This is a genomic window from Sphingopyxis sp. 22461, assembly GCF_052044915.1.
Lineage (GTDB): Bacteria > Pseudomonadota > Alphaproteobacteria > Sphingomonadales > Sphingomonadaceae > Sphingopyxis.
This window is the reverse complement of record NZ_JBQENY010000002.1, coordinates 365,086-383,197: the sequence shown is the minus strand read 5'-3', so window position 1 is coordinate 383,197 and position 18,112 is coordinate 365,086. Positions and strand designations below refer to the sequence as shown.

The following is an 18,112-nucleotide window of genomic DNA, read 5'->3' as shown; positions in this document are numbered from 1 at the left end:
AGGCGCCTTATTTGAAGGGCGCGGGACGCTCGATCTTCCGCCTGGCATCGACCGATGCGACGAGCACGGCGCAACACAGGCAGCCATCCTCGTCGGTCACCTCGATCCGCAGCGTATCGACATCGTTGATGAGTTCGGGATTGTCGCCGAGGAGATGACCAGCATAGCGGGCGGCTTCGACCCGGGCTGCGGCCGTGTCGGGCAGATCGACGCCTTCGTCGTCGAGTTCGCGCTGGCCGCTGCTGCTGTGGAAATAATAACGGGGCATCCAACTTCTCCCACCTTCGGCAACTCACAAGTCTGCCTAGGGTTTCGATCCGGCCACCGCCCCTTCGTCACTGCACCACGACACATGCCGATCGGGCGGGCCTCATGCCCGCCTATGGCGTTCAGGCGGCGGCAAATCCAGCCTTGTTCATCACCGCGGTCACATGTTTGTTGCCTTCGTCGCCGAGCGCAGCCCTGAGGCGGGGGAAAAGGCGCTGTTCCTCTTCCTCGACATGCGCCTCGATCTGGCTGCGAAATTCGCGGACCTTGGCGATCCAGGCGGGGTCGGCGGCGTCCATTTCCGAGAGGTCGAAAAGATATTGCTTCACATAGCCATGGTCGTGAACGAGCTTGTCGGCGTCCTCGATCTGGCCATGGTCGCGCATCGCCGGATAGACGACATTCTCCTCTTCGACCGCATGTTTGGCGAGCGCGTGCTGGAGCTGGACGAGCAGCGCCTTTCGCTTTTTGACGTCGCTTTCGTCAGTCGCCTCGAGTGCGTCGAACAGCGTCATCGTCAAACGGTGTTCGGCCTTGAGGCCCTCGTCCCACTGTCCCTTGAGCGCGGTGAGGCTCTGCACCGCGGCCTTGCGGCCGAGATTGGCGACGAGACCGACGGCAAATCCCGCCGCGGCCGCACCGAGCAGGAATACCGGGTTGCCCAGCGGCTGGCGCGCGTTGGCGAAAATGTTGAGGGACATGGGAAGGCTCCTTCGAAAGGTCAGGGATGATCGAGGCGGGTCTCGACGCGGATGAGCGATACCGCCGTGCGTCGGGGCTGAACGAGCATGAAGTGGGCCGCGACTGCGATGTCCTCGGCGCGAAGCATCTGATGCTTGCCGATCAGTTCCTTCTGCTTCTCGGGCGGGAATTCGGGATATTGGAAGTCGGCACCGGTAAACCCGGGCTCGATCAGTCCGACCTTGATATCCTGCTCCGCCAGCTCCTTGCGGAACGACTGGACGAAGCCCTGTATGCCGCTTTTCGCCGCGACGTAGATCGAGCTGCCCGGACCGCGCGACACCGCGGTCATCGATCCGATCATAATGATGTCGCTGCCCGCCGACATGCAGCGCGCCGCTTCCTGGGCGCAGACGAGATAGGCGGTGAAGTCGGTCTCGAGCTGGTAGCGCGCCTCACTCTCGCCTGCGTCGGCAAGCGCCGCCGCCGGGACGGCGGCGTTGATCACCGCGATGTCGATTTCGCCGAGAAAGTCTCGCGCTGCCTCGAAAAACCGGTCGACATCTTCCGCCATTGAAAGATCGACGTTGATCCCGCCGCCTTCGCCCACTTCGCGGATGCGCTGCAGCGCATCCTCCAGATGTTCGGGGGTACGGCCGCAGACGAACACTTTGACGCCGTAACTTGCCAAGAGGACCGCGATCGCGCGGCCGATCCCGGTCGTGCCCCCGGTTATGATCGCCCGCCGGCCCTTGATGTCGGGGGCCTCGGTGTGCGCGTCTGCTTCATCGATCATGGCTTTTCCTCGAAGGTCGCGGAGGCGGGATCGGCTCTCGTTCGCGCTGTCGGCGCGGCGACAATCCAGTAGGGATTGTCATCGTCGGCCTTGAGCAGGCTGCAGAGCGGCGTGCCGTCGATGAACAGCCGTGCCGAGCGGCCTGCCGCTTCGCCGGCGGCGATATCAAGCGCGCTTGCGGGGCTCGCCGCCTCGAAGAGGAGGCGCTTCTCGAGGCCGATATGATCCTCGTCATAGTGCAGCATGAGCGTCGGCTTGCGTGTGGGCGCCGGGCCGTTCGATGTTACTGCCGCGACTTGGCCGGTGACGGGAGCGTTCATCGTCAGCCCCTCAGTAAGCCGGCGGATCGCTGCTCGGGAAGGATTCGTCGGCGGCCTGGTCGACGCGGTCCCACTCACGCCTTACCTCGTCGCGCATGCCGTCCGGTCCCGCCGAGCGGGTCTGATCGAAATTTTCGGGATGCGTCTCGCCATCGGCGAAGGCCGCCGAATGGCCGTCGTCCTTCGCATCGGCCGGCGCCTGCTTGCGCGTGAACCAGAAGAGCGCCCCGAGGACGCCGATACCGAGAATTTTTCCGAACCCCGACGAGCGGCGGGGCGCCGTCATTGCGTGTGCCATGTCTGTCTCCAGCTTGAGAGAAAATCCGGGAGGCTGAAAGGGCAACGGGGGGGCGGCCTCAAAGTTGCCGCGGCGCCGCACCGATTAACAAATGTTGCGCTGATTGTACCGGGCGTGCGTGGCGGACGCCTCAGTTCCAGCTGAGAAGGAGGCTGCCATTCGCCGGAACGAGGAAATCGAGGCGGTCGCCGCTTTTCCCGTCGGGCCGGATCGCATCGCCGTCCGCCGCGGCGACGCGTATCGCGGGAAGCTCGCCCCGGCTCTTCCGGACGAAGCTGAGCCGGGCCGTGCAGCCTTCACCGCCGTCGAGGCGAAGCGAGAGCCGCGCTGGCGCCATGCGCTCGAGGGCACGGACGAAATGATCGCAATAAAGGTCGAACGGCGCGCCGTCGACGCGGTGAAAGGCGCGGGTCGCGAAGATGAATGCGGCCCCGGCGCCGTATATTTCCTGCCCCACCTGGCCCGCGGGCTGACCGTCGGCATAAAGATCCTCGACCGGGAAGGAGAGGGTGGGGTCGATGCGCCCGTTACCGGGGCGCTGTTCGTCCGAGACGGCCTCGGCGGGCAGGGCGTCGGGATAATAAAACCAGGCCCGATCGAGCGCATAGCGGCAATATTCCGAAATCAGCATGCGGGCCGCGGGCTCGAGATCGGGTCCGCTGTCGGCAAGATAATGTTCGAAAGCGGCGAAGCTGTCGAAACATTCGTAGATCGCCATATAGGGTGCGTCCTGCAGACAGGTCGCGCCCAGAAAGTTGCGGTGATGGACGGCGAGGCCGATCTCGCTTTCCCAGATCTCGGTGTGATGAAAGAAGCTCGCGAGATAGACATAGCTCTGCTCGCGGTAGACGTCGCGGCCGGTGACCCGCCACAGGCGCATGCAGGCGGCCGCCCCCCAGGCGGTGAGGTTGGCCTGATAATTGATGTCGAAACCCAGACCGACCGCAGTGTCGATCGCGGCGCATGCCTCGTCGAGATACAGCTTCTCGTCGGTGAGCTCGAAAGCCTCGAGCATCACCCAGGCATAGATGCCGCCGACATCGGTCTGGCCGCGCCCGTCGGCTCCGGCGGTTTCGGTGATGACCGAGAAGTCGGCGATCTTGTACTGGATCGGCCATTTGTAGGCGAAATGCCGCGCTGCGCGGATCGCATAAGGAAGCGATTTCAGAAACAGCCGCCGCGCCTTCGGGTCGCCATCGAGCGCCAGTTTTCCGAGGTTCAGCAGCGGGTGGTAGAGATACCAGCTGTCGACGGCGTCGGCATCCTTGTCGTCACCGACATTGGGCAGATAGCGGCGCAGCGTCTCGAGCTTCGGATCGTAAAATTTGCCGAGGCCGGCCTTGAACTCTTCCTCGAGGGGATGAACCTCGCCGCGCCATTTCCCCCAGTCGTGCAGCGCCTGCACGATCGACATCTGGACCATGGCGTCCGGATATTCGGCATCCGTATAGGGGTGGATGTACCGATGACCATAATGGCGCACGGTCGCCTCCGGCGCGGCGCCGAGATGCCGCGCCGTCCGCGCGGCCCTCTGCCGCCAGTCGCGATATTCGGTCGGCGGCAGAGACAGCGAACGATAGACGGCGCCCAGCATCTGGAGAAATCGCCGCGCGCTGTCGCGCTCGTCGGCCGGAGAGCCGTCGCGGACGACGAGCCTCGCATCGCTCAGCGTATAAGTGATCCCGGGCGCCAGCGGCGCGCCTTCGTCGGCAGTGTGGAGTGTCTGGCCGGGAAGGCGGAAGCCCAGCCCCGGCCAGATGCCTCCCACCGCGGCATCCGGATTGGTGCCAGTCGCCTGGAAATAGGGATTGAGCGCGGTGAAATCCTGGAAATAGAAAAAGGTACCAAAGGCGGGGTCGGTAAGTTCGCCATAGAGGAGCCCGGCGTTGAGACCGCGTTGCACCGCCTCGACGGTGCCGCGGGTCCCCATCGGATCGTCCTGGGCGTCGAACGGAAAGAAATCGCGCGCTCCCGGCGGAAGGAGCAGCGGCGCCGAGGGGCGGAGTGTCGAGACAAGGCGGAGGCAGGGGAGCGGCCCGGGTCGCGCCTCGAGCGCGACCTCATGCGCGCCGATCGCACTTTCGACATGCACGCGGGCGAGCTCGCCGCCCGCGCGCTTGACGCGGCGGACCTTCGCTGCGCCGGGCCACGAGGCCGCGCGCAGGGCGACGCCGCCGCTGTCGGCGCGCCGGACGAACAGCCAGAGCGCTTCGCCGCCCGCAGCAAGTTCGACGGAGAGGTCGTCGATTTTCTGCGAGACGATCGGAGTAGCGGCCGCGAGCTCACCGCGAACGCGAACGAGATCGGGCGTCAGCGGCGTGTCGCGGCGCGTCTCCACGCGCTGGTCAGTCACCGAAACAGGCCTTGGGAACATGGGTGATCCGACAGGCAAGATCGGCTTCCCCCGACGCGACGACATAATGATCGCCGCCGTCGGCGATGCCCGTCGTGAAGACGACATCGCGTATATAGAGCTTGTCTTCGAGCGGACGCGTAAGCTCGGGGTTCGCCTCGAGGAGCGGCCGGTGATCGGTGCGGAGGACGACCGAGGGATCGTCGAGATCGAGGAGCGACCAGTAGGTGCGGTAAATGCCGACGATCTCTTTCGGCTCGACCCCATGCCAGAGCGTGAGCCATCCCGCGTCAGTACGGATCGGCGGGGTGCCGCCGCCGATGCGCGCGGTCGCCACCGTGTCGGCATGCGGACGGATGCCGGGGGCCTCATGAGGCTTCCAGTGCAGCGCATCGGGCGAGGTCGCCAGGTTGATCGAGGGGCCCGCGCGCCACTTCGATCCCGGCGGATAGGCGAAGTAAAGATCGCCTAGCGGCCGCGTCTGCGCCCAGTAGCGGCCGTCGATCAGGCCCTCGAAGATCAGCATGTCCTTGTTCTGATGATCGAGAACGATCCCCTCGAAGACCCAGTCGAGGCCGTTCGCCGAACTGTAGAGCGTTGTCGAGTGGCGCTCGGGGCTCACCGAACAGGTAGTCATGAGCCAGCGCGTTCCGACCCGGCTGATGCGCGCGTCCTCGACGCCATAGCATTGAAAATCCGCGCCCGGATCGACCGCCTTGTCGTAATGGACGGCGACGATCTCGAGCCCGTCGGGCGAGAGCTCGACGGGAAGCAGCCACGAAAGCGAGGTTAGTGCCATGACCCGCCAGCTACCGCCGTGCACCATGAACTTTCTGGGATCCGACGTATCGCAAAGCTCGAGCGGCCAGCTATCGACCTTGTAGCGCCCAGCCTCCCACCGGATCGAATGGACATGACCATCCTCGATCGGGGCCCGGAGCGCCTCGGCGACGCGCACCATCATCAGGAGATTGCCCGAGGCGAGGCGCAGCAGGCCCGGATTGAAGGCACCGAGCATATAGGTCTCGCGGCCGAGCTGACCCGCAAGCGGCGAGCGCGACAGATCGACATCGTCGGGGCCGAAGACCAGCCGATCGGTCGCGAATCGCATGAGTACCGCTCCTTCGCCCAGGCCGGTCAGCGTGCCGGCTTGGAAGCCGGTTTCGCCGCCGGAGCGGATACCGCCTTGCGCGATGCCGATGTCTCGGCCGCCTCCTTCGTTCCGCCTTTTGCGTCGAGGTCGACGCCGGCTTCACGCGGCCAGTGCCGAAGCGCCACGCAGGCATCGAGGAAGGCGGTGACATCGCCAGGTTTGGCCAGCGCGATGCAGGCCTCGTCGAGCTTGTCGGCGAGGCCGGCGGCCGCGAAGAGAGGCGAGGCTTCGGCGCCATGGCCGATAAATTTGCAATGCGCGAAGGCGTCGCTGACGAAGTCCTTCGCCGCCGCATCGCCTGCCAGCAGCGCCGCCCCATCGTCGCTCGGGAGAAGCGCGACCGCGTCGAACAGGACGGACGGCCCGCCGTCGATCTTGTGCCGGCCCGCGACGCTCGTGCCGTCCGAGAGCGTAATCCCGCCAATCTTCGGTGCAACGAGTTCCCAGACAGCGCCGGCGGCGTCGACCGCCTTGGTCAGCGCCTTGAAGAGCCGCGCATCCGCGCCGTCGGTCGCGAGGATTCCGAGCTTGCGTCCCGCGAAGCTCGTCGGGCCGTTGAGCAGGATACTGAGCGGCCGCGAAGGGGGAAGGTCGGCGAGGGGCATTTTTGCGGCCTGGGCGGGCGCCGGAGGCGGCAGCCCCAGGCCATCGGCCACCGTGGCTGCGAGGCCGCGGTCGATATGGAGGAGATGCGATACGGTGCGGGCGCGAATGTCGGGGCGTTCGACCTTGGACAGCTCGAAAACAAGCGCGTCGCCGATATGCTTCTGCTCGATCGGGGTCTGGCTCACGAAGAATTGCCGCGCCTGGCTATAGTGGTCGGCGAAGCTCTCGGGGCGGATGCGGCGCTTGGCGCCTTCGGCCTCTTCGGCGAAGCTCGCAAAGCCGCGCGCGGGATCCTCGCGCGGGCCGCCGTCGGTCGGTCCCCAGCTGTTCGGCTCGTAATTGGCGCGGCCGACGGGGTTTCGCATCGCCATATGACCGTCCTGCTGGAAATGCGCCATCGGGCATTTCGGCGCATTGATCGGGATATGAGTGAAGTTCGGGCCGCCGAGCCTTTTGATCTGCGTGTCGAGATAGGAGAAATTGCGGCCCTGCAGCAGCGGATCGTTCGAGAAATCGATGCCGGGGACGATATTCTGCGTGCAGAAGGCGACCTGCTCGGTCTCGGCGAAGAAATTGTCGACGACGCGGTCGAGAACGAGGCGGCCGACGGTGCGGATCGGCACCTGCTCCTCGGGGATGAGTTTGGTCGCATCGAGCACGTCGAATTCGAACTTGTCCGCGAAGGCGTCGTCGAACAGCTGAACGCCGAGTTCCCATTCGGGAAAATCGCCGCTGTTGATCGCATCCCAGAGGTCGCGGCGATGGAAATCGGGGTCGGCGCCGTTGATCTTGACCGCCTCGTTCCACACCACCGACTGGAGGCCCTGCTTGGGCTTCCAGTGGAATTTGACGAAGGTCGATTTGCCCTTGGCGTCGACGAGGCGGAAGGTGTGGACGCCGAAGCCTTCCATCGTGCGGAAGGAGCGGGGGATCGCGCGGTCAGACATCACCCACATGATCATATGGAAGCTCTCGGGCATCAGGCTCACGAAATCCCAGAAATTGTCGTGGGCCGATTGCGCCTGCGGGAAGGCTCGGTCGGGCTCGGGCTTCACCGAATGGACGAGGTCGGGGAATTTCATCGCATCCTGGATGAAGAAGACGGGGATATTGTTGCCGACAAGATCCCAATTGCCTTCCTTGGTGTAGAGCTTCACCGCGAAACCGCGCACGTCGCGTGCGAGGTCGAACGAGCCTTTCGAACCCGCGACGGTCGAGAAGCGCACGAAGGCGGGCGTGCGCTCGCCGACGCGCTGGAAGATGTCGGCGCGGCTGACGTCGGCGAGGCTGTCGGTAAGCTCGAAATAGCCGTGCGCGCCATAGCCGCGCGCATGAACGACGCGCTCGGGGATACGCTCATGGTCGAAATGGAAGATTTTCTCGCGGAAATGAAAATCCTCGAGCAGCGTCGGGCCGCGCGCGCCCTGCTTGAGGCTGTTCTGGTCGTCGGCGACCGGCACGCCATGCTGGGTGGTGAGCGGCGCATGGCCGGCGCCCGCCTGATGCGCCTCGCCGCCGGTGCCACGATCCTCGCCATAGCTCTGCATGATCGGCGCATCGGCGGGAAAGAGCGGTGCCTTGCGCGGGGACTCTCCGCCTATGTCCTTTCCCGCAATCGCAGCGGCGCTCTGGCCGCGGCCGGGCTTCGGCTTGGCGGCGCCCGGACGGGCGGGTGCGGGGGAGGGGGGGGATTTGGCCATGGCGGATCTCGCTTTTATTGAAGGGCGCAGCAGTTGGGCGGAACGCGGTCCGCGGGCGTGCATGCACGCCCTCCGGACCCGGCGATGGAACGAGTTTGCGCTTTGAAAGTTGCTGCACCGGGCATGCGATTAACCTCGATCATGACGATTCCGCTTCCCTTGTGAGGGGTTGCCGGGCTTTCGGAATTTTCGCAGTCGAGCAGGCCCGCTCATGCATTTCGGACGAAACAGGGAACGTCAGTCATGTTAACCGATCGCTTCTTGAGAGACCGTCGCGGGGTAAGCCTCGAGGCCGGCGAGCGCGCGCGCCTCGAAGCCGCCATCAGCACCACTTCGACCGTCGAGGCCCGCAAGATCATCGCGCGCGCCGGCGAATGGCTCGACCAGAGCACGCTCCTCGTCGAGGGCATCATGTCGCGCTATCTCGACGACCGGGACGGTCTTCGCCAGCTTGTCGCGATCCACCTGCCGGGCGACTTTGTCGACCTCCACGCCTACCCGCTGAAACACCTCGACCATGATGTCGGTACGATGACTCCGGCTACGATCGCGATCGTCCCGCATGTCGAGCTCGACGCGATCACCGAGGAAATGCCCGAGCTGACGCGCAAGCTCTGGTTCGCAACCTTGCTCGATGCCGCAATCCACCGCGCCTGGCTCTTCCGGCTCGGCCGCCTCGATGCCATAGGGCGCGTCGCGCATTTCTTCTGCGAGACCAATGTGCGTCTCCAGTCGGCGGGGCTGAGCGACGGGCGTCAGTTCACGCTCGGACTGACGCAGGCCGATGTCGCCGAGATCTGCGGCCTGACGACCGTGCATGTGAACCGGGTCGTGCGCCATCTTCGCGAGGAAGGGCTTTGTACGTTCCGCAACGGCAAGGTCGAGATTCTCGATGCCGCGAAGCTGGCGCGGCGCGGCCAGTTCGATCCCGCCTATCTCTATATCGACGATCCCGCATCTCCGCCGCTCCCAGACCAGAGGCCCCGCCGATGACCTATGATTTGTCTTCCCCGCAGCCGCCCGAGACGGAAGCGGGGATCGCCACCGCCGAAGATGGCGTTGTCCTGCTCGATGGCCCCGACGGTGTCGCGGTGACGATGACCCCGGCGGCGGCGCGCAGTACCGGCGAAAGCCTTATCGAGGCGGCGAGGCGTGCGGAAGAACAGCTCGCCGCTAGGCGGTCATGAAGGGACGCCTGATCGCTCCCGTACGGGGGCGACGGGGCCGTCGCCCATCTGGCGCCAAGGAGCCGACGCACAGCGCGCGGCGCCGATAAACGCATTGATCGATGTTGTATCGCTGCCGTCCGGGGGAACGCGGTGATACGGCGGCGGGTTCTGCCCGGGAGCGGCGCCAGCGGGTGCCGCCCACCGAGGAGAAGCCGCACGTGGAAGAGGCCGCCGGACTGATTGCGCCTGCCGCGACGATGATCGCGGCGATGATGACGGCAGCCAATCTCGGCGCGCGCGTGACCGGCTCGGGCTTCGTCGTGTTCACTTTGGGCTCGCTCGCCTGGTCGGTCGTCGGGTTCACATCGGGCCAGACCAATCTTCTTGCGACGAACCTGTTCCTGACGCTCGTCAATCTCGTCGGAATATGGCGCTGGCTCGGCCGCCAGCGCGGCTATGAGGATGGCGCGCGGCGTGCCGCGAAGCGAAGCCGGATCGCGGCCTCGCCCTCGCTCTTCGCCGCGAGTGCGCTAGGCGGTCTTCCGGTGAGCGATATCCGCGGCGAAGTTGTCGGCCAGGCGGTCGATGCGATGATCGAATGCGAAAGCGGATGCCTCTCTTATGTCGTCGTCGCGAGCGGCGGGCTCGGCGGCATCGACGAGACGCTGCGCGCGGTACCGGCGACGATGCTCGACTGTCATGCCGACGGGCTCGTGCTGCTGATAAGCGCGGCGGAATTTGAGGCGCGCGACGCGCTGGACGGCGAAGCTTGGCCGGCGCGTCCGCCTCGCGATCAAGGGGCCATGGGTGATGTGTCAGGGGAGGGCGGCGAGGCCTCGGTGGCGGCGGGCGGGCGGCCGCGGGGCGCTCGCGCGCCAGCGGATTATGGCGGGGCTCCAAGATGAGCATCCTCATCCGTGCAGCTCATGCTTCCCGCCATTTGTTCCACGACAACGGCGCCTGTCCCGCCGCGCGCACGCTGCGGCGATTTTTTCCTCCAACCCCCGGAACAATCGCGGCGGACAGGCGTCACTCGACCATCGCCCCGGCGCGCCGGGGCCGCTTCCCCCGACCGGCGCCGGCCCCGCCGACGCTCCCCAGATGACGCCCGGCCTCTGTCCGGGCGGGAGATGATCCATGTCCAGATCCAAGAATGACCTTCCCGATCCGCTGATTCTCGCCGCCGCTGGCGCGGGCATCGCCGTGCTCGCAACCGGCGCGGCGCTCTTGCAGCGCCGTCGGCACCGCGAGAGCCGAGGGCAAGAAGAAACAATCGCGACCGATGCGCCGCATTGGACGCTCGACAAAGCCTCCTCCCGCGCATTGTTCGGCAAGTCGGTGCTGATCAATCGCCCCCGCGCCGAGCTCTATGCGGCATGGATGCCCGAACGCTTTCCCGAGTTCATGGAGAATGTAGTCGCGGTCGACGACCTTGGCGACGATGTCTCGCAGTGGACGATCAGGGCGCCCGCCGGGCGCGAGGTGACACTGGTCAACCGCATCACCGAGCGCGTCGAGGACACATCGATCTATTGGCAAAGCACGCCGGTCTCCGACATCGCGAACAGCGGCGAGGTACGCTTCATCGACGCGCCGGCGGGGCGAGGCACCTATGTCAGCCTGATCCTCGCCTATGACCCGCCCGCCGGGAAGGTCGGGCGCTTCGCCGCCAAGCTCCTTCAGCGCGAGCCCGAAGTGCAGGCGCGGCGCGACCTTCACCGTTTCAAGCAGCTCATGGAAACCGGCGAAGTGACGACCAATGCCTCGCCCTCCGCGCGAGGCGCCGAGAGCCCTACCGAGCCGCACATCTGAACGCCGAACCGCAGCACAATCACATCAAGGAGAAGGCCATGCGCGCCGTTACCTGGCAGGGACGCCACAAGATCAGTGTCGAAACCGTTCCCGATCCCGAAATCGTCAACCCGCGCGATGCGATCATTCGCGTGACCTCGACCGCGATCTGCGGCTCGGACCTTCATCTTTACGACGGCTATATTCCGGGCATGCGCGCGGGCGATATCGTCGGGCACGAATTCATGGGTGAAGTGGTCGAGACCGGCGCCGCCTCGACGCTGCAGCGGGGACAGCGCGTCGTCGTGCCTTTCACGATCAGCTGCGGCCAATGTTTCTTCTGCGAGAAGCAGCAATATAGCGCCTGCGATAACAGCAACCCGTCCGAGACGCGCGATGCATCCGAGCTGATGACGGGTCATGCGATGGGCGGGGCGTTCGGCTATGCGCATCTCACCGGCGGCTATGCCGGCGGGCAGGCCGAATATGTCCGCATTCCCTATTCGGATGTCGGGCCGGTCGTCATTCCCGACGATCTTGCCGACGACGACGTGCTCTTCCTGTCGGACATCTTGCCGACGGGCTGGCAGGCGGCGGTCAACGCCGACATCGAGCCCGGCGACACCGTCGCGGTCTGGGGCTGCGGCCCCGTCGGCCTGTTCACGATCCAGTCGGCGCTGCTGCTCGGCGCGGGGCGCGTGATCGCGATCGATCATTTTCCGACGCGCCTCGCGCTCGCGAAGAAATATGGTGCAGAGATCCTCGACTATACGAAGGTCGATGTCCGCGAGGCGCTCGCCGAAATGACCGGCGGCATCGGGCCCGACGCCTGCATCGACTGCGTCGGCATGGAGAGCCACGGGTTCACGGTCGACAACATCCTCGACCAGGTGAAGGTCAAACTGCTCTCGTCCACCGAGCGCATCCACGCCTTGCGCCAGGCGATCCTTGCGTGCCGCAAGGGCGGCCGACTTTCGATTCCCGGCGTTTACGGCGGTTTCGCCGACAAATTCCCGCTCGGTCAGCTCATGGAGAAGGGCCTCACCGTCAAGAGCGGACAGACGCATGTCCAGCGCTATTCGGGCGATCTGCTGGAGATGATCCAGGCCGGCAAGTTCGATACCGTCTCGCTCATCTCGCATCACGCATCGCTCGAGGACGCCGCCGACATGTACCGGCACTGGCACGACGAGCAGAACCTCTACACGAAGATCGTCCTCAAGCCCGGCCTCGCAAAAGGGGCCGTCTCGGCACGGCAGGAGATGGAACATGCCTGATCGCAAACTCGCTATCGTCACCGGCGCCTCGAGCGGTATCGGCCGAGAGATCGCCATACTCGCCGCGAAGGATGGTTATGACCTCATCGTCGCGGCCGACGAGCCGCTCGTCGATGCTGCCGCGGGCCTCCTTGCCAAGGGCGTCGAGGTCGAGGCAGTCGAAGCCGACCTCGCGACTGCTGCCGGGGTCGAACGTCTTCTCGCCGCCGCGGGCGGCAGGCCGATCGACATTCTCGTCGCCAACGCGGGCCACGGCCTCGGACATGGTTTTCTCGACCAGCCGGTCGACGAGTGGCGTCACGTCATCGACACCAATATCACCGGCACGCTGTTGCTGCTCCAGCCGGTCCTGAAGGCGATGGTCGCGCGCGGCGAAGGCAAGGTGCTGATCACCGGCTCGATCGCCGGTCATCTCGCCGGCTCTTTCCAGGCGGTGTACAACGGCACCAAGGCCTTCGTCGACAGTTTCGCCGCGGCGATCGGCAACGAATTGAAGGACAGCGGCGTCACCATCACCTGTCTCAAACCCGGCGCGACCGAGACGCGCTTTTTCGAGCGGGCCGGCATGCTCGACACCAAGGTCGGGCAATCGGAAAAAGACGATCCCGCCGATGTGGCGAAAACCGGATGGGACGCGCTCCTCGCAGGAGAGCATGCGGTCGTTCACGGGCTCAAGAACAAGGCGCAGGTCCTGGCCTCGGGCGTTCTCAGCGAAGCGGCGACAGCCGAGATGCACCGGAAACTGGCCGAGCCGGGGTCGGGGAAGCAAGACTGATCTGGCCGATCCGGCCCCATTTGTTGAAGAGGAGACGATCATGAACAATCGCAATGACAGCAGGGGTGGAGCCTCCGCCAGCGATGGCTCGCTGCCGCAAGAACCTGTGGAACGCCGCGAGAATGTCGGGACGACGACGCCCGAGCGCTATCCCGCCGGCGAGCGCGAGGCCGGCGACGTATCGGGGGCCGCCAACCGCGGCCATCGGCGCAGCACCGGCAGCGGCCCGGTCAGCGGAAGCGGCGCGGGTGCCGGCGGCAAAGGCAATGCGGAGGATTATGACAGCGATCCGCAAGGCGGCGGCGGGCGCGCTGCCGAACCCGATACGCCCCCGCCCGGCAAGGGAGCGGACGCGCCGGTTGGCGGGAGCCGTTAGGCCCTCGCGGTGGTCGGGCGGCGCGGCGCAATCGCTCTGGCAGCGCCGTACCCGGCCGTTCACTCGATCCGGTAGTCGATCGGCTTGAAGCTGCCGCCGCAGCTGTCGTAGGCCGAGCAGGCGGTGAGCCCGACGATCAGGTCGTCGAGCGCGCGAAGCCGTATGAAGTCACCGGCCTTCGTCGTCGGCGGAAGGACGCGGATCTTGCCGTCGCTGCCGACCGGCACATTCATGAACAGGTTGAACGCGACGGGAATGGCGTCGGCAGCAATCCCATATGGCTCGAGCGCTTCGGCCAGATTGCCGAAGCAGCCGCGATGAACGGGCTTGTCGGCGTAGAAATGACGAAAGGTAGCCTCGCTGCACGGCGTCAGCAGAAAATCATGCACCCCGCAGCTATCCTCGACGATCTCGAGCAGCGCGTTTGACCGGTTCGACCACAAGCGGTTGCCGGTCGTCAGCCGGATCGTCTCTTCATAGTCGAACGTCCGCCCGTTCGAGATCGCTTCGCGGGGATCCGCCGCACGAAACGCAAGAAGGTCGCCGACCTGGCCGCCCTCGGGGTCGGTCACGCAGAGAATCTTGTCCTTGGGAAGCGTGAAGGCGACGCCGCTGCGGGGCGCGATCCGGTCGGTCATGAATGCTCCTGAACTGAGAAGGTGCGGCGGGAATGAACTAAGATGTCATGAAGCGGTTGCCGGGAGGAGGACGAAATGCGGCGAGCGAAAGCCGCCGCGCTAATCGCGCGGCGGCTTTGAAACGCCGGTTCCGAGCCTCTGTCAGGGGGCCAGCTTGCCGAGTTCGGCTCGGTGCGCTTTCACCACCGGCACAATCTCTGCTGCCGCCTGCTTGAGCTGGACTGCCTCGCCTGAGGCGGCATAGCGCTGATGAAGCGCCAGCGCCGCACCATGCGCGGTTTTCTGGTGATCGAGGTAGATTTTGTCGATCCCTGCGGCATCGGCGGCCTTGATGTCGGCAAGCATCTCCTCTTGGTCAGGTGCGAGCTTGGGTGCCGGCGCCTCGACCCCGGCGCTCGCGGCGGCCGCCTTCACTTTCGCGGTCGATTTGCCGTGGTTGTCGATCATCATCTCGGCAAAGGCCCTGACCTTTGCATCTTTCGATTTGGCGAGCAGGGCTTTCGACGATTCGATCTCCCAGAGGTCGCCGGCGCCCGCCTGGGCAACATAGTCTGCGGTGCTAACGGCTGCCGCCGGCGTTGCGGCGGCCGGAGCGGGCTCCGGCGCCATGGCGGCGGTGTCGGCAGACGCGGCGGCTTGCTCCTCGTCGCGCGTATCGGGTCCGCCGCATCCCGCGACAATCGCGGCAATCGCCGCGGCTCCAATCCAAGTCTTCATCTTATCTCTCCTCAAACCATTTTGTGCGCGTCGGCTGGGCGGCGCTTTTCCGCATGCAAGACCGGGCCGCAGCGCGCGCGGCCCGGTCTTTCACCCGGAAAGCGGGGGCGGAGGTCAGCTGCGCTGTTTGCCCTGGTCCTTGCTTCCGGACTGCTTGTCGGCTCCCGACCGGCTCTTGCCGCCGTCCTGCTGCTGCTGGCTGCCCTTGCCGGACGAGCTGCCCTGCTGCTTGCCGTCTTTCTTGTCATTCTGTGCCATGACGTATCCTTTCCATGCGGCCCGAGGCGGGCCAATACGGAAACCCCGCGCCTGTCCGGCTTGTTGCGTGAAAGAGGAGCTGGGTTGATCGAAGTTATACGCTTTTGGCGTGCGGCAGCGGTCCGGGGCGCCGTGCGTGTTCCGGCCGCCTTTCGCGACGGCGCGGCCCGTGGCGGCGGGGCGGGGCGGGCAGGCGCGTTCGGGGCTTCGCCGGACTCATCATGCGTGCGGGAGGGCGGCGGCGCGGCGCCGGTGCGGCCAAAAAGGGCCCGGCGCGCGGCGCGGCCCGCGGTCGCCTGACGCACCTTCAACCAAGGCAGGCGACGATCGTCTCGATCACCGCGATCGTTTCCCTGGGGTCGCGCACGCGCACCGTGTCGAGTCCTAGCAACTTCGCCGGATAGTCGTTGCCGCCCGGAAAGATCGCGTCGCCGATGAAGATCATGTCGCCGAGCGCGATTCCGCTCTCGGCGCTCAGCTTCTTGAGTCCATAGCCCTTGTCGACGCCCTCGCGCGTGACGTCGATCGAAGTCGCGCCGCCCATGTTGATCGACAGGCCCGGGAGCCGCTCGCCGAGATCCGCCTGGATGATCCGCCGCTTCGCGAAGTCGGGATCCCAGACTTCCTTGGCGGCGATCGGCGCCTGCTGGCCGAGCGCCGAGAAAGTGATCTGGCTGCCGCGGTCCTCGATGCGGTCGCCCCAGACTTCCTCGGGAACGAACCCCGTCGCCTCGAGCGACGCGTCGAAGGCGGCGAGGATGCGCGCCTTTTCCTCGTCGCTGAACAGCTCGGCATAAAGCGGCGTCCAGGCGCCGCCGCGGTGGACGAAAAGCTTCGTGCCCGTCGTCGGCATCAGCCAGAGCCGGCCCCGATCGGCGTTTGCCGGAAGTCGGCTCGCGACCTGCTTGTCGAACTGCGGCCAGTCGCCTCCCGAAATCACCGCGACCTCGGCGACGCCCAGGAGCTTCGCGATCGCCGCGCCCATTTCGGGGGCGAGCGGCTGCTTGCTTTCCGCCAGGGTTCCATCGAGATCGAAGGCGACGAGTTTCTTCATGATTGTCTCCTCTGTTCGCTGTCGCCGGCGCGCGGCCGGCAAAGCCTCACAATCGCCCGACGCCGGACTAGGTTCCTGCCGGATTTTCCTCGGTCCTCGCTCGAGCGGGCAGCCGCGCCGGCATGGCGGGCAGCGCTCGTCGGCATGGAGGGACCGCGGCGGCGGCGTCAGATCGCTTGCCGGAAGCCCCGCACGGCCAAGGCAACGAGTTCGGCTTTGGAGGCGTTAGCGTCTCGATGACGAGGAAGACCATTCGATGACCCCGCGCTGGCCTTCGGTGCTCTGGGTGGTTCGCCACGGCCAAAGCGCGGGCAATGTCGCGCGCGATGCCGCCGACGCGGCGGGTGACCTGCGCATTGCGCTCGACCACCGCGATGTCGATGTGCCCCTCTCCGCGCTGGGCGAGCAACAGGCACAGGCGCTCGGCGCCTGGTTCGCAGCGGGCGAAGAAGACGGCCGCCCCGAGATCATGCTCGCCTCGCCCTATGTCCGGGCGGTGCAGACCGCCGAAATCTTTCGCGGCGCAGGAGGCTGCGCGGCCGACGAGAAAATCTGCATCGACGAGCGGCTGCGCGAGAAGGAGTTCGGCATCCTCGACGGCCTCACGCGCCGAGGCATCGAGGCGGCGCATCCCGATCAGGCCGAATTCCGGCTGGCGCTTGGCAAATTCTATCACCGCCCGCCGGGCGGCGAGAGCTGGTGCGATGTGATCCTGCGCCTCCGCTCGCTCCTCGACACGGTCTCGCTCCATTATGGCGGGCGGCGCGTGATGATCGTCGCGCACCAGGTGGTCGTCCTTTGCCTGCGCACCATCATCGAAAATCTGGGAGAGGCCGAGATATTGGCAATCGATAGCGAAGGCGACGTCGCCAATTGCGCGATCACCGAATATCGCTTCGACGCTGACATGGGCCGCGACGGCAACCTCGTCCTGTCGCGCTACAATGTAACTGCGCCGATGGAGGGCGAGGTTGCGGTCACCCGCGAACCCGATGCGATGGTGGCCGCGCGTGGCTGAGGCAACCCCGCTCGACACCGCCTGGCTGAAGGCGCATCCGCTTCCCGATCATCATGACAATGTCGACAAGAACGGCCGCGGCCGCGTGCTCGTGATCGGCGGTTGCCGCCGGGTGCCAGGCGGCATGCTGCTCACCGCCGAGGCGGCGTTCCGCGCCGGGGCGGGCAAGGTGACGATCGCGACGATCGCCTCGGCGGCGATCCCGATCGGCATCGCCTTTCCGGCCTGCGCCGTCGTCGCGCTCCCCGAAACCGAAGCGGGCGAGATTGCGCCCGAGGCGGCCGAACTGCTGCTCGCCGAGGTGGCACTGCACGACGCCATCGTCTTTGGGCCCGCGATGATCGACGCCGACATCGTCCGGACCCTGCTCGAAGCCCTGCTGCCGGCGCTGCCCGAGGACATCTTCCTCCTCCTCGACGCCGTCGCGCTGCGCGCAGCGGCCGCACATTCGGATGCGATCCGGGCGCGCGCCGCGCACACAATCCTCACCCCGCACGAAGGCGAACTTGCCGCGATGCTCGATGTAGCGAAAGAGGAGGTCGCAAGCGACCCGCTCGCGTCGCTCGGCAAGGCGGCCGACCTCTTCGGCGCGGCGGTGATGGTCAAGGGCGCGACGAGCCATCTCATCGCCGAGGGGAGCTGCCTGGCTTATGCGGGCGGCGGGCTCGGCCTTGCCGTCAGCGGCTCGGGCGACGTGCTGGCGGGCCTCATCGCCGGCTCGGCGCGCAAGGCCTCTCGCCCCTGCAGGCGTCCGCCTGGGGCATCTGGCTGCACGGCGAAGCGGGGCGGCGGCTCGGCGAAACCATGGGGCCGCTCGGCTATCTTGCGCGCGAGCTGCTGCCGCTCGTCCCGGGGCTGATGCGCG

The 18,112-nt window shown here is 66.2% G+C and carries 21 protein-coding genes; 9 read left to right on the top strand and 12 right to left on the bottom strand.

Annotation, left to right across the window (positions count from 1 at the left end; translation table 11 throughout):
* Nucleotides 1-7 precede the first annotated feature (7 nt).
* The 8 genes from ACTJI5_RS04480 to ACTJI5_RS04445 form a co-directional block, all read right to left on the bottom strand.
* Entirely contained in the window at nt 8-268 is a 261-nt protein-coding gene (locus tag ACTJI5_RS04480; RefSeq protein ID WP_054728047.1) for a DUF6894 family protein, read from the bottom strand.
* Between the two features lie 121 nt (nt 269-389).
* Nucleotides 390-968, bottom strand: coding sequence for a hemerythrin domain-containing protein (locus tag ACTJI5_RS04475; protein WP_137892506.1), 579 nt, complete (start codon nt 966-968; stop codon nt 390-392).
* A 20-nt stretch (nt 969-988) separates the two neighbouring features.
* Nucleotides 989-1,744: an SDR family oxidoreductase gene (locus tag ACTJI5_RS04470; protein ID WP_137892508.1), complete on the bottom strand. Its 756-nt coding sequence runs from the start codon at nt 1,742-1,744 to the stop codon at nt 989-991.
* Complete coding sequence (locus tag ACTJI5_RS04465) at nt 1,741-2,064, bottom strand: hypothetical protein (protein WP_137892510.1); 324 nt, start codon at nt 2,062-2,064, stop codon at nt 1,741-1,743. Before ACTJI5_RS04465 ends, ACTJI5_RS04470 begins: the two co-directional genes overlap by 4 nt.
* A gap of 10 nt (nt 2,065-2,074) precedes the next feature.
* Nucleotides 2,075-2,362 carry a hypothetical protein gene (locus ACTJI5_RS04460; protein WP_137892512.1) on the bottom strand — a complete coding sequence of 96 codons (288 nt, stop codon included), beginning with the start codon at nt 2,360-2,362 and terminating at the stop codon, nt 2,075-2,077.
* 130 nt (nt 2,363-2,492) lie between these two features.
* Complete coding sequence (locus ACTJI5_RS04455) at nt 2,493-4,715, bottom strand: hypothetical protein (RefSeq protein ID WP_440859489.1); 2,223 nt, start codon at nt 4,713-4,715, stop codon at nt 2,493-2,495.
* Complete coding sequence (locus ACTJI5_RS04450) at nt 4,708-5,826, bottom strand: glycosidase (protein ID WP_440859488.1); 1,119 nt, start codon at nt 5,824-5,826, stop codon at nt 4,708-4,710. Before ACTJI5_RS04450 ends, ACTJI5_RS04455 begins: the two co-directional genes overlap by 8 nt.
* A 26-nt stretch (nt 5,827-5,852) precedes the next feature.
* Nucleotides 5,853-8,174 (bottom strand): catalase, encoded by a 2,322-nt coding sequence (locus tag ACTJI5_RS04445; protein ID WP_137892518.1) that lies wholly within the window; start codon nt 8,172-8,174, stop codon nt 5,853-5,855.
* Between the two features lie 243 nt (nt 8,175-8,417).
* On the opposite strand from ACTJI5_RS04445, the gene ACTJI5_RS04440 reads away from it, so the two are divergent.
* From ACTJI5_RS04440 to ACTJI5_RS04410, 7 genes are all read left to right on the top strand, one after another.
* Complete coding sequence (locus tag ACTJI5_RS04440; RefSeq protein ID WP_137892520.1) at nt 8,418-9,167, top strand: Crp/Fnr family transcriptional regulator; 750 nt, start codon at nt 8,418-8,420, stop codon at nt 9,165-9,167.
* A complete protein-coding gene (locus tag ACTJI5_RS04435) occupies nt 9,164-9,361 on the top strand; it encodes a hypothetical protein (protein ID WP_137892522.1) in 198 nt (65 codons plus the stop codon). Before ACTJI5_RS04440 ends, ACTJI5_RS04435 begins: the two co-directional genes overlap by 4 nt.
* Before the next feature lie 200 nt (nt 9,362-9,561).
* Nucleotides 9,562-10,248, top strand: coding sequence for a PRC-barrel domain-containing protein (locus ACTJI5_RS04430; protein WP_440859487.1), 687 nt, complete (start codon nt 9,562-9,564; stop codon nt 10,246-10,248).
* A gap of 232 nt (nt 10,249-10,480) precedes the next feature.
* The gene (locus tag ACTJI5_RS04425) at nt 10,481-11,155 is read left to right on the top strand and encodes an SRPBCC family protein (RefSeq protein WP_440859486.1); all 675 of its coding nucleotides are present in this window, start codon (nt 10,481-10,483) and stop codon (nt 11,153-11,155) included.
* Nucleotides 11,156-11,193: 38 nt separating this feature from the next.
* A complete protein-coding gene (locus ACTJI5_RS04420; protein ID WP_440859485.1) occupies nt 11,194-12,411 on the top strand; it encodes a zinc-dependent alcohol dehydrogenase in 1,218 nt (405 codons plus the stop codon).
* Nucleotides 12,404-13,186 (top strand): SDR family NAD(P)-dependent oxidoreductase, encoded by a 783-nt coding sequence (locus ACTJI5_RS04415; RefSeq protein ID WP_137892527.1) that lies wholly within the window; start codon nt 12,404-12,406, stop codon nt 13,184-13,186. Before ACTJI5_RS04420 ends, ACTJI5_RS04415 begins: the two co-directional genes overlap by 8 nt.
* Before the next feature lie 40 nt (nt 13,187-13,226).
* Entirely contained in the window at nt 13,227-13,562 is a 336-nt protein-coding gene (locus ACTJI5_RS04410) for a hypothetical protein (RefSeq protein WP_137892530.1), read from the top strand.
* Nucleotides 13,563-13,621: 59 nt separating this feature from the next.
* On the opposite strand, the gene ACTJI5_RS04405 is transcribed toward ACTJI5_RS04410, so the two are convergent.
* The 4 genes from ACTJI5_RS04405 to ACTJI5_RS04390 form a co-directional block, all read right to left on the bottom strand.
* Nucleotides 13,622-14,200, bottom strand: coding sequence for a DUF1989 domain-containing protein (locus tag ACTJI5_RS04405; RefSeq protein ID WP_056350133.1), 579 nt, complete (start codon nt 14,198-14,200; stop codon nt 13,622-13,624).
* Nucleotides 14,201-14,341: 141 nt separating this feature from the next.
* A complete protein-coding gene (locus tag ACTJI5_RS04400) occupies nt 14,342-14,917 on the bottom strand; it encodes a DUF4142 domain-containing protein (protein WP_440859484.1) in 576 nt (191 codons plus the stop codon).
* Nucleotides 14,918-15,031: 114 nt separating this feature from the next.
* A complete protein-coding gene (locus ACTJI5_RS04395) occupies nt 15,032-15,175 on the bottom strand; it encodes a hypothetical protein (protein WP_171013707.1) in 144 nt (47 codons plus the stop codon).
* A 307-nt stretch (nt 15,176-15,482) separates the two neighbouring features.
* The gene (locus ACTJI5_RS04390; protein ID WP_137892532.1) at nt 15,483-16,229 is read right to left on the bottom strand and encodes an HAD-IIB family hydrolase; all 747 of its coding nucleotides are present in this window, start codon (nt 16,227-16,229) and stop codon (nt 15,483-15,485) included.
* Between the two features lie 256 nt (nt 16,230-16,485).
* Between ACTJI5_RS04390 and ACTJI5_RS04385 the strand changes: the two genes are divergently transcribed.
* Both ACTJI5_RS04385 and ACTJI5_RS04380 read left to right on the top strand, forming a co-directional pair.
* A complete protein-coding gene (locus tag ACTJI5_RS04385; protein WP_137892534.1) occupies nt 16,486-17,247 on the top strand; it encodes a histidine phosphatase family protein in 762 nt (253 codons plus the stop codon).
* Nucleotides 17,240-18,106 (top strand): ADP-dependent NAD(P)H-hydrate dehydratase, encoded by an 867-nt coding sequence (locus ACTJI5_RS04380; RefSeq protein WP_440859483.1) that lies wholly within the window; start codon nt 17,240-17,242, stop codon nt 18,104-18,106. The genes ACTJI5_RS04385 and ACTJI5_RS04380 overlap by 8 nt, the downstream gene beginning before the upstream one ends.
* The last annotated feature ends 6 nt before the right edge of the window (nt 18,107-18,112 follow it).

Coding starts and splice junctions, on each gene's coding strand:
- ACTJI5_RS04445 (WP_137892518.1), bottom strand. CDS start 8,174: ATGGCCAAATCCCCCCCCTCCCCCGCACCCGCCCGTCCGGGCGCCGCC.
- ACTJI5_RS04415 (WP_137892527.1), top strand. CDS start 12,404: ATGCCTGATCGCAAACTCGCTATCGTCACCGGCGCCTCGAGCGGTATC.
- ACTJI5_RS04420 (WP_440859485.1), top strand. CDS start 11,194: ATGCGCGCCGTTACCTGGCAGGGACGCCACAAGATCAGTGTCGAAACC.
- ACTJI5_RS04435 (WP_137892522.1), top strand. CDS start 9,164: ATGACCTATGATTTGTCTTCCCCGCAGCCGCCCGAGACGGAAGCGGGG.
- ACTJI5_RS04385 (WP_137892534.1), top strand. CDS start 16,486: ATGACCCCGCGCTGGCCTTCGGTGCTCTGGGTGGTTCGCCACGGCCAA.
- ACTJI5_RS04450 (WP_440859488.1), bottom strand. CDS start 5,826: ATGCGATTCGCGACCGATCGGCTGGTCTTCGGCCCCGACGATGTCGAT.
- ACTJI5_RS04465 (WP_137892510.1), bottom strand. CDS start 2,064: ATGAACGCTCCCGTCACCGGCCAAGTCGCGGCAGTAACATCGAACGGC.
- ACTJI5_RS04410 (WP_137892530.1), top strand. CDS start 13,227: ATGAACAATCGCAATGACAGCAGGGGTGGAGCCTCCGCCAGCGATGGC.
- ACTJI5_RS04395 (WP_171013707.1), bottom strand. CDS start 15,175: ATGGCACAGAATGACAAGAAAGACGGCAAGCAGCAGGGCAGCTCGTCC.
- ACTJI5_RS04480 (WP_054728047.1), bottom strand. CDS start 268: ATGCCCCGTTATTATTTCCACAGCAGCAGCGGCCAGCGCGAACTCGAC.
- ACTJI5_RS04400 (WP_440859484.1), bottom strand. CDS start 14,917: ATGAAGACTTGGATTGGAGCCGCGGCGATTGCCGCGATTGTCGCGGGA.
- ACTJI5_RS04475 (WP_137892506.1), bottom strand. CDS start 968: ATGTCCCTCAACATTTTCGCCAACGCGCGCCAGCCGCTGGGCAACCCG.
- ACTJI5_RS04425 (WP_440859486.1), top strand. CDS start 10,481: ATGTCCAGATCCAAGAATGACCTTCCCGATCCGCTGATTCTCGCCGCC.
- ACTJI5_RS04405 (WP_056350133.1), bottom strand. CDS start 14,200: ATGACCGACCGGATCGCGCCCCGCAGCGGCGTCGCCTTCACGCTTCCC.
- ACTJI5_RS04470 (WP_137892508.1), bottom strand. CDS start 1,744: ATGATCGATGAAGCAGACGCGCACACCGAGGCCCCCGACATCAAGGGC.
- ACTJI5_RS04390 (WP_137892532.1), bottom strand. CDS start 16,229: ATGAAGAAACTCGTCGCCTTCGATCTCGATGGAACCCTGGCGGAAAGC.
- ACTJI5_RS04440 (WP_137892520.1), top strand. CDS start 8,418: ATGTTAACCGATCGCTTCTTGAGAGACCGTCGCGGGGTAAGCCTCGAG.
- ACTJI5_RS04460 (WP_137892512.1), bottom strand. CDS start 2,362: ATGGCACACGCAATGACGGCGCCCCGCCGCTCGTCGGGGTTCGGAAAA.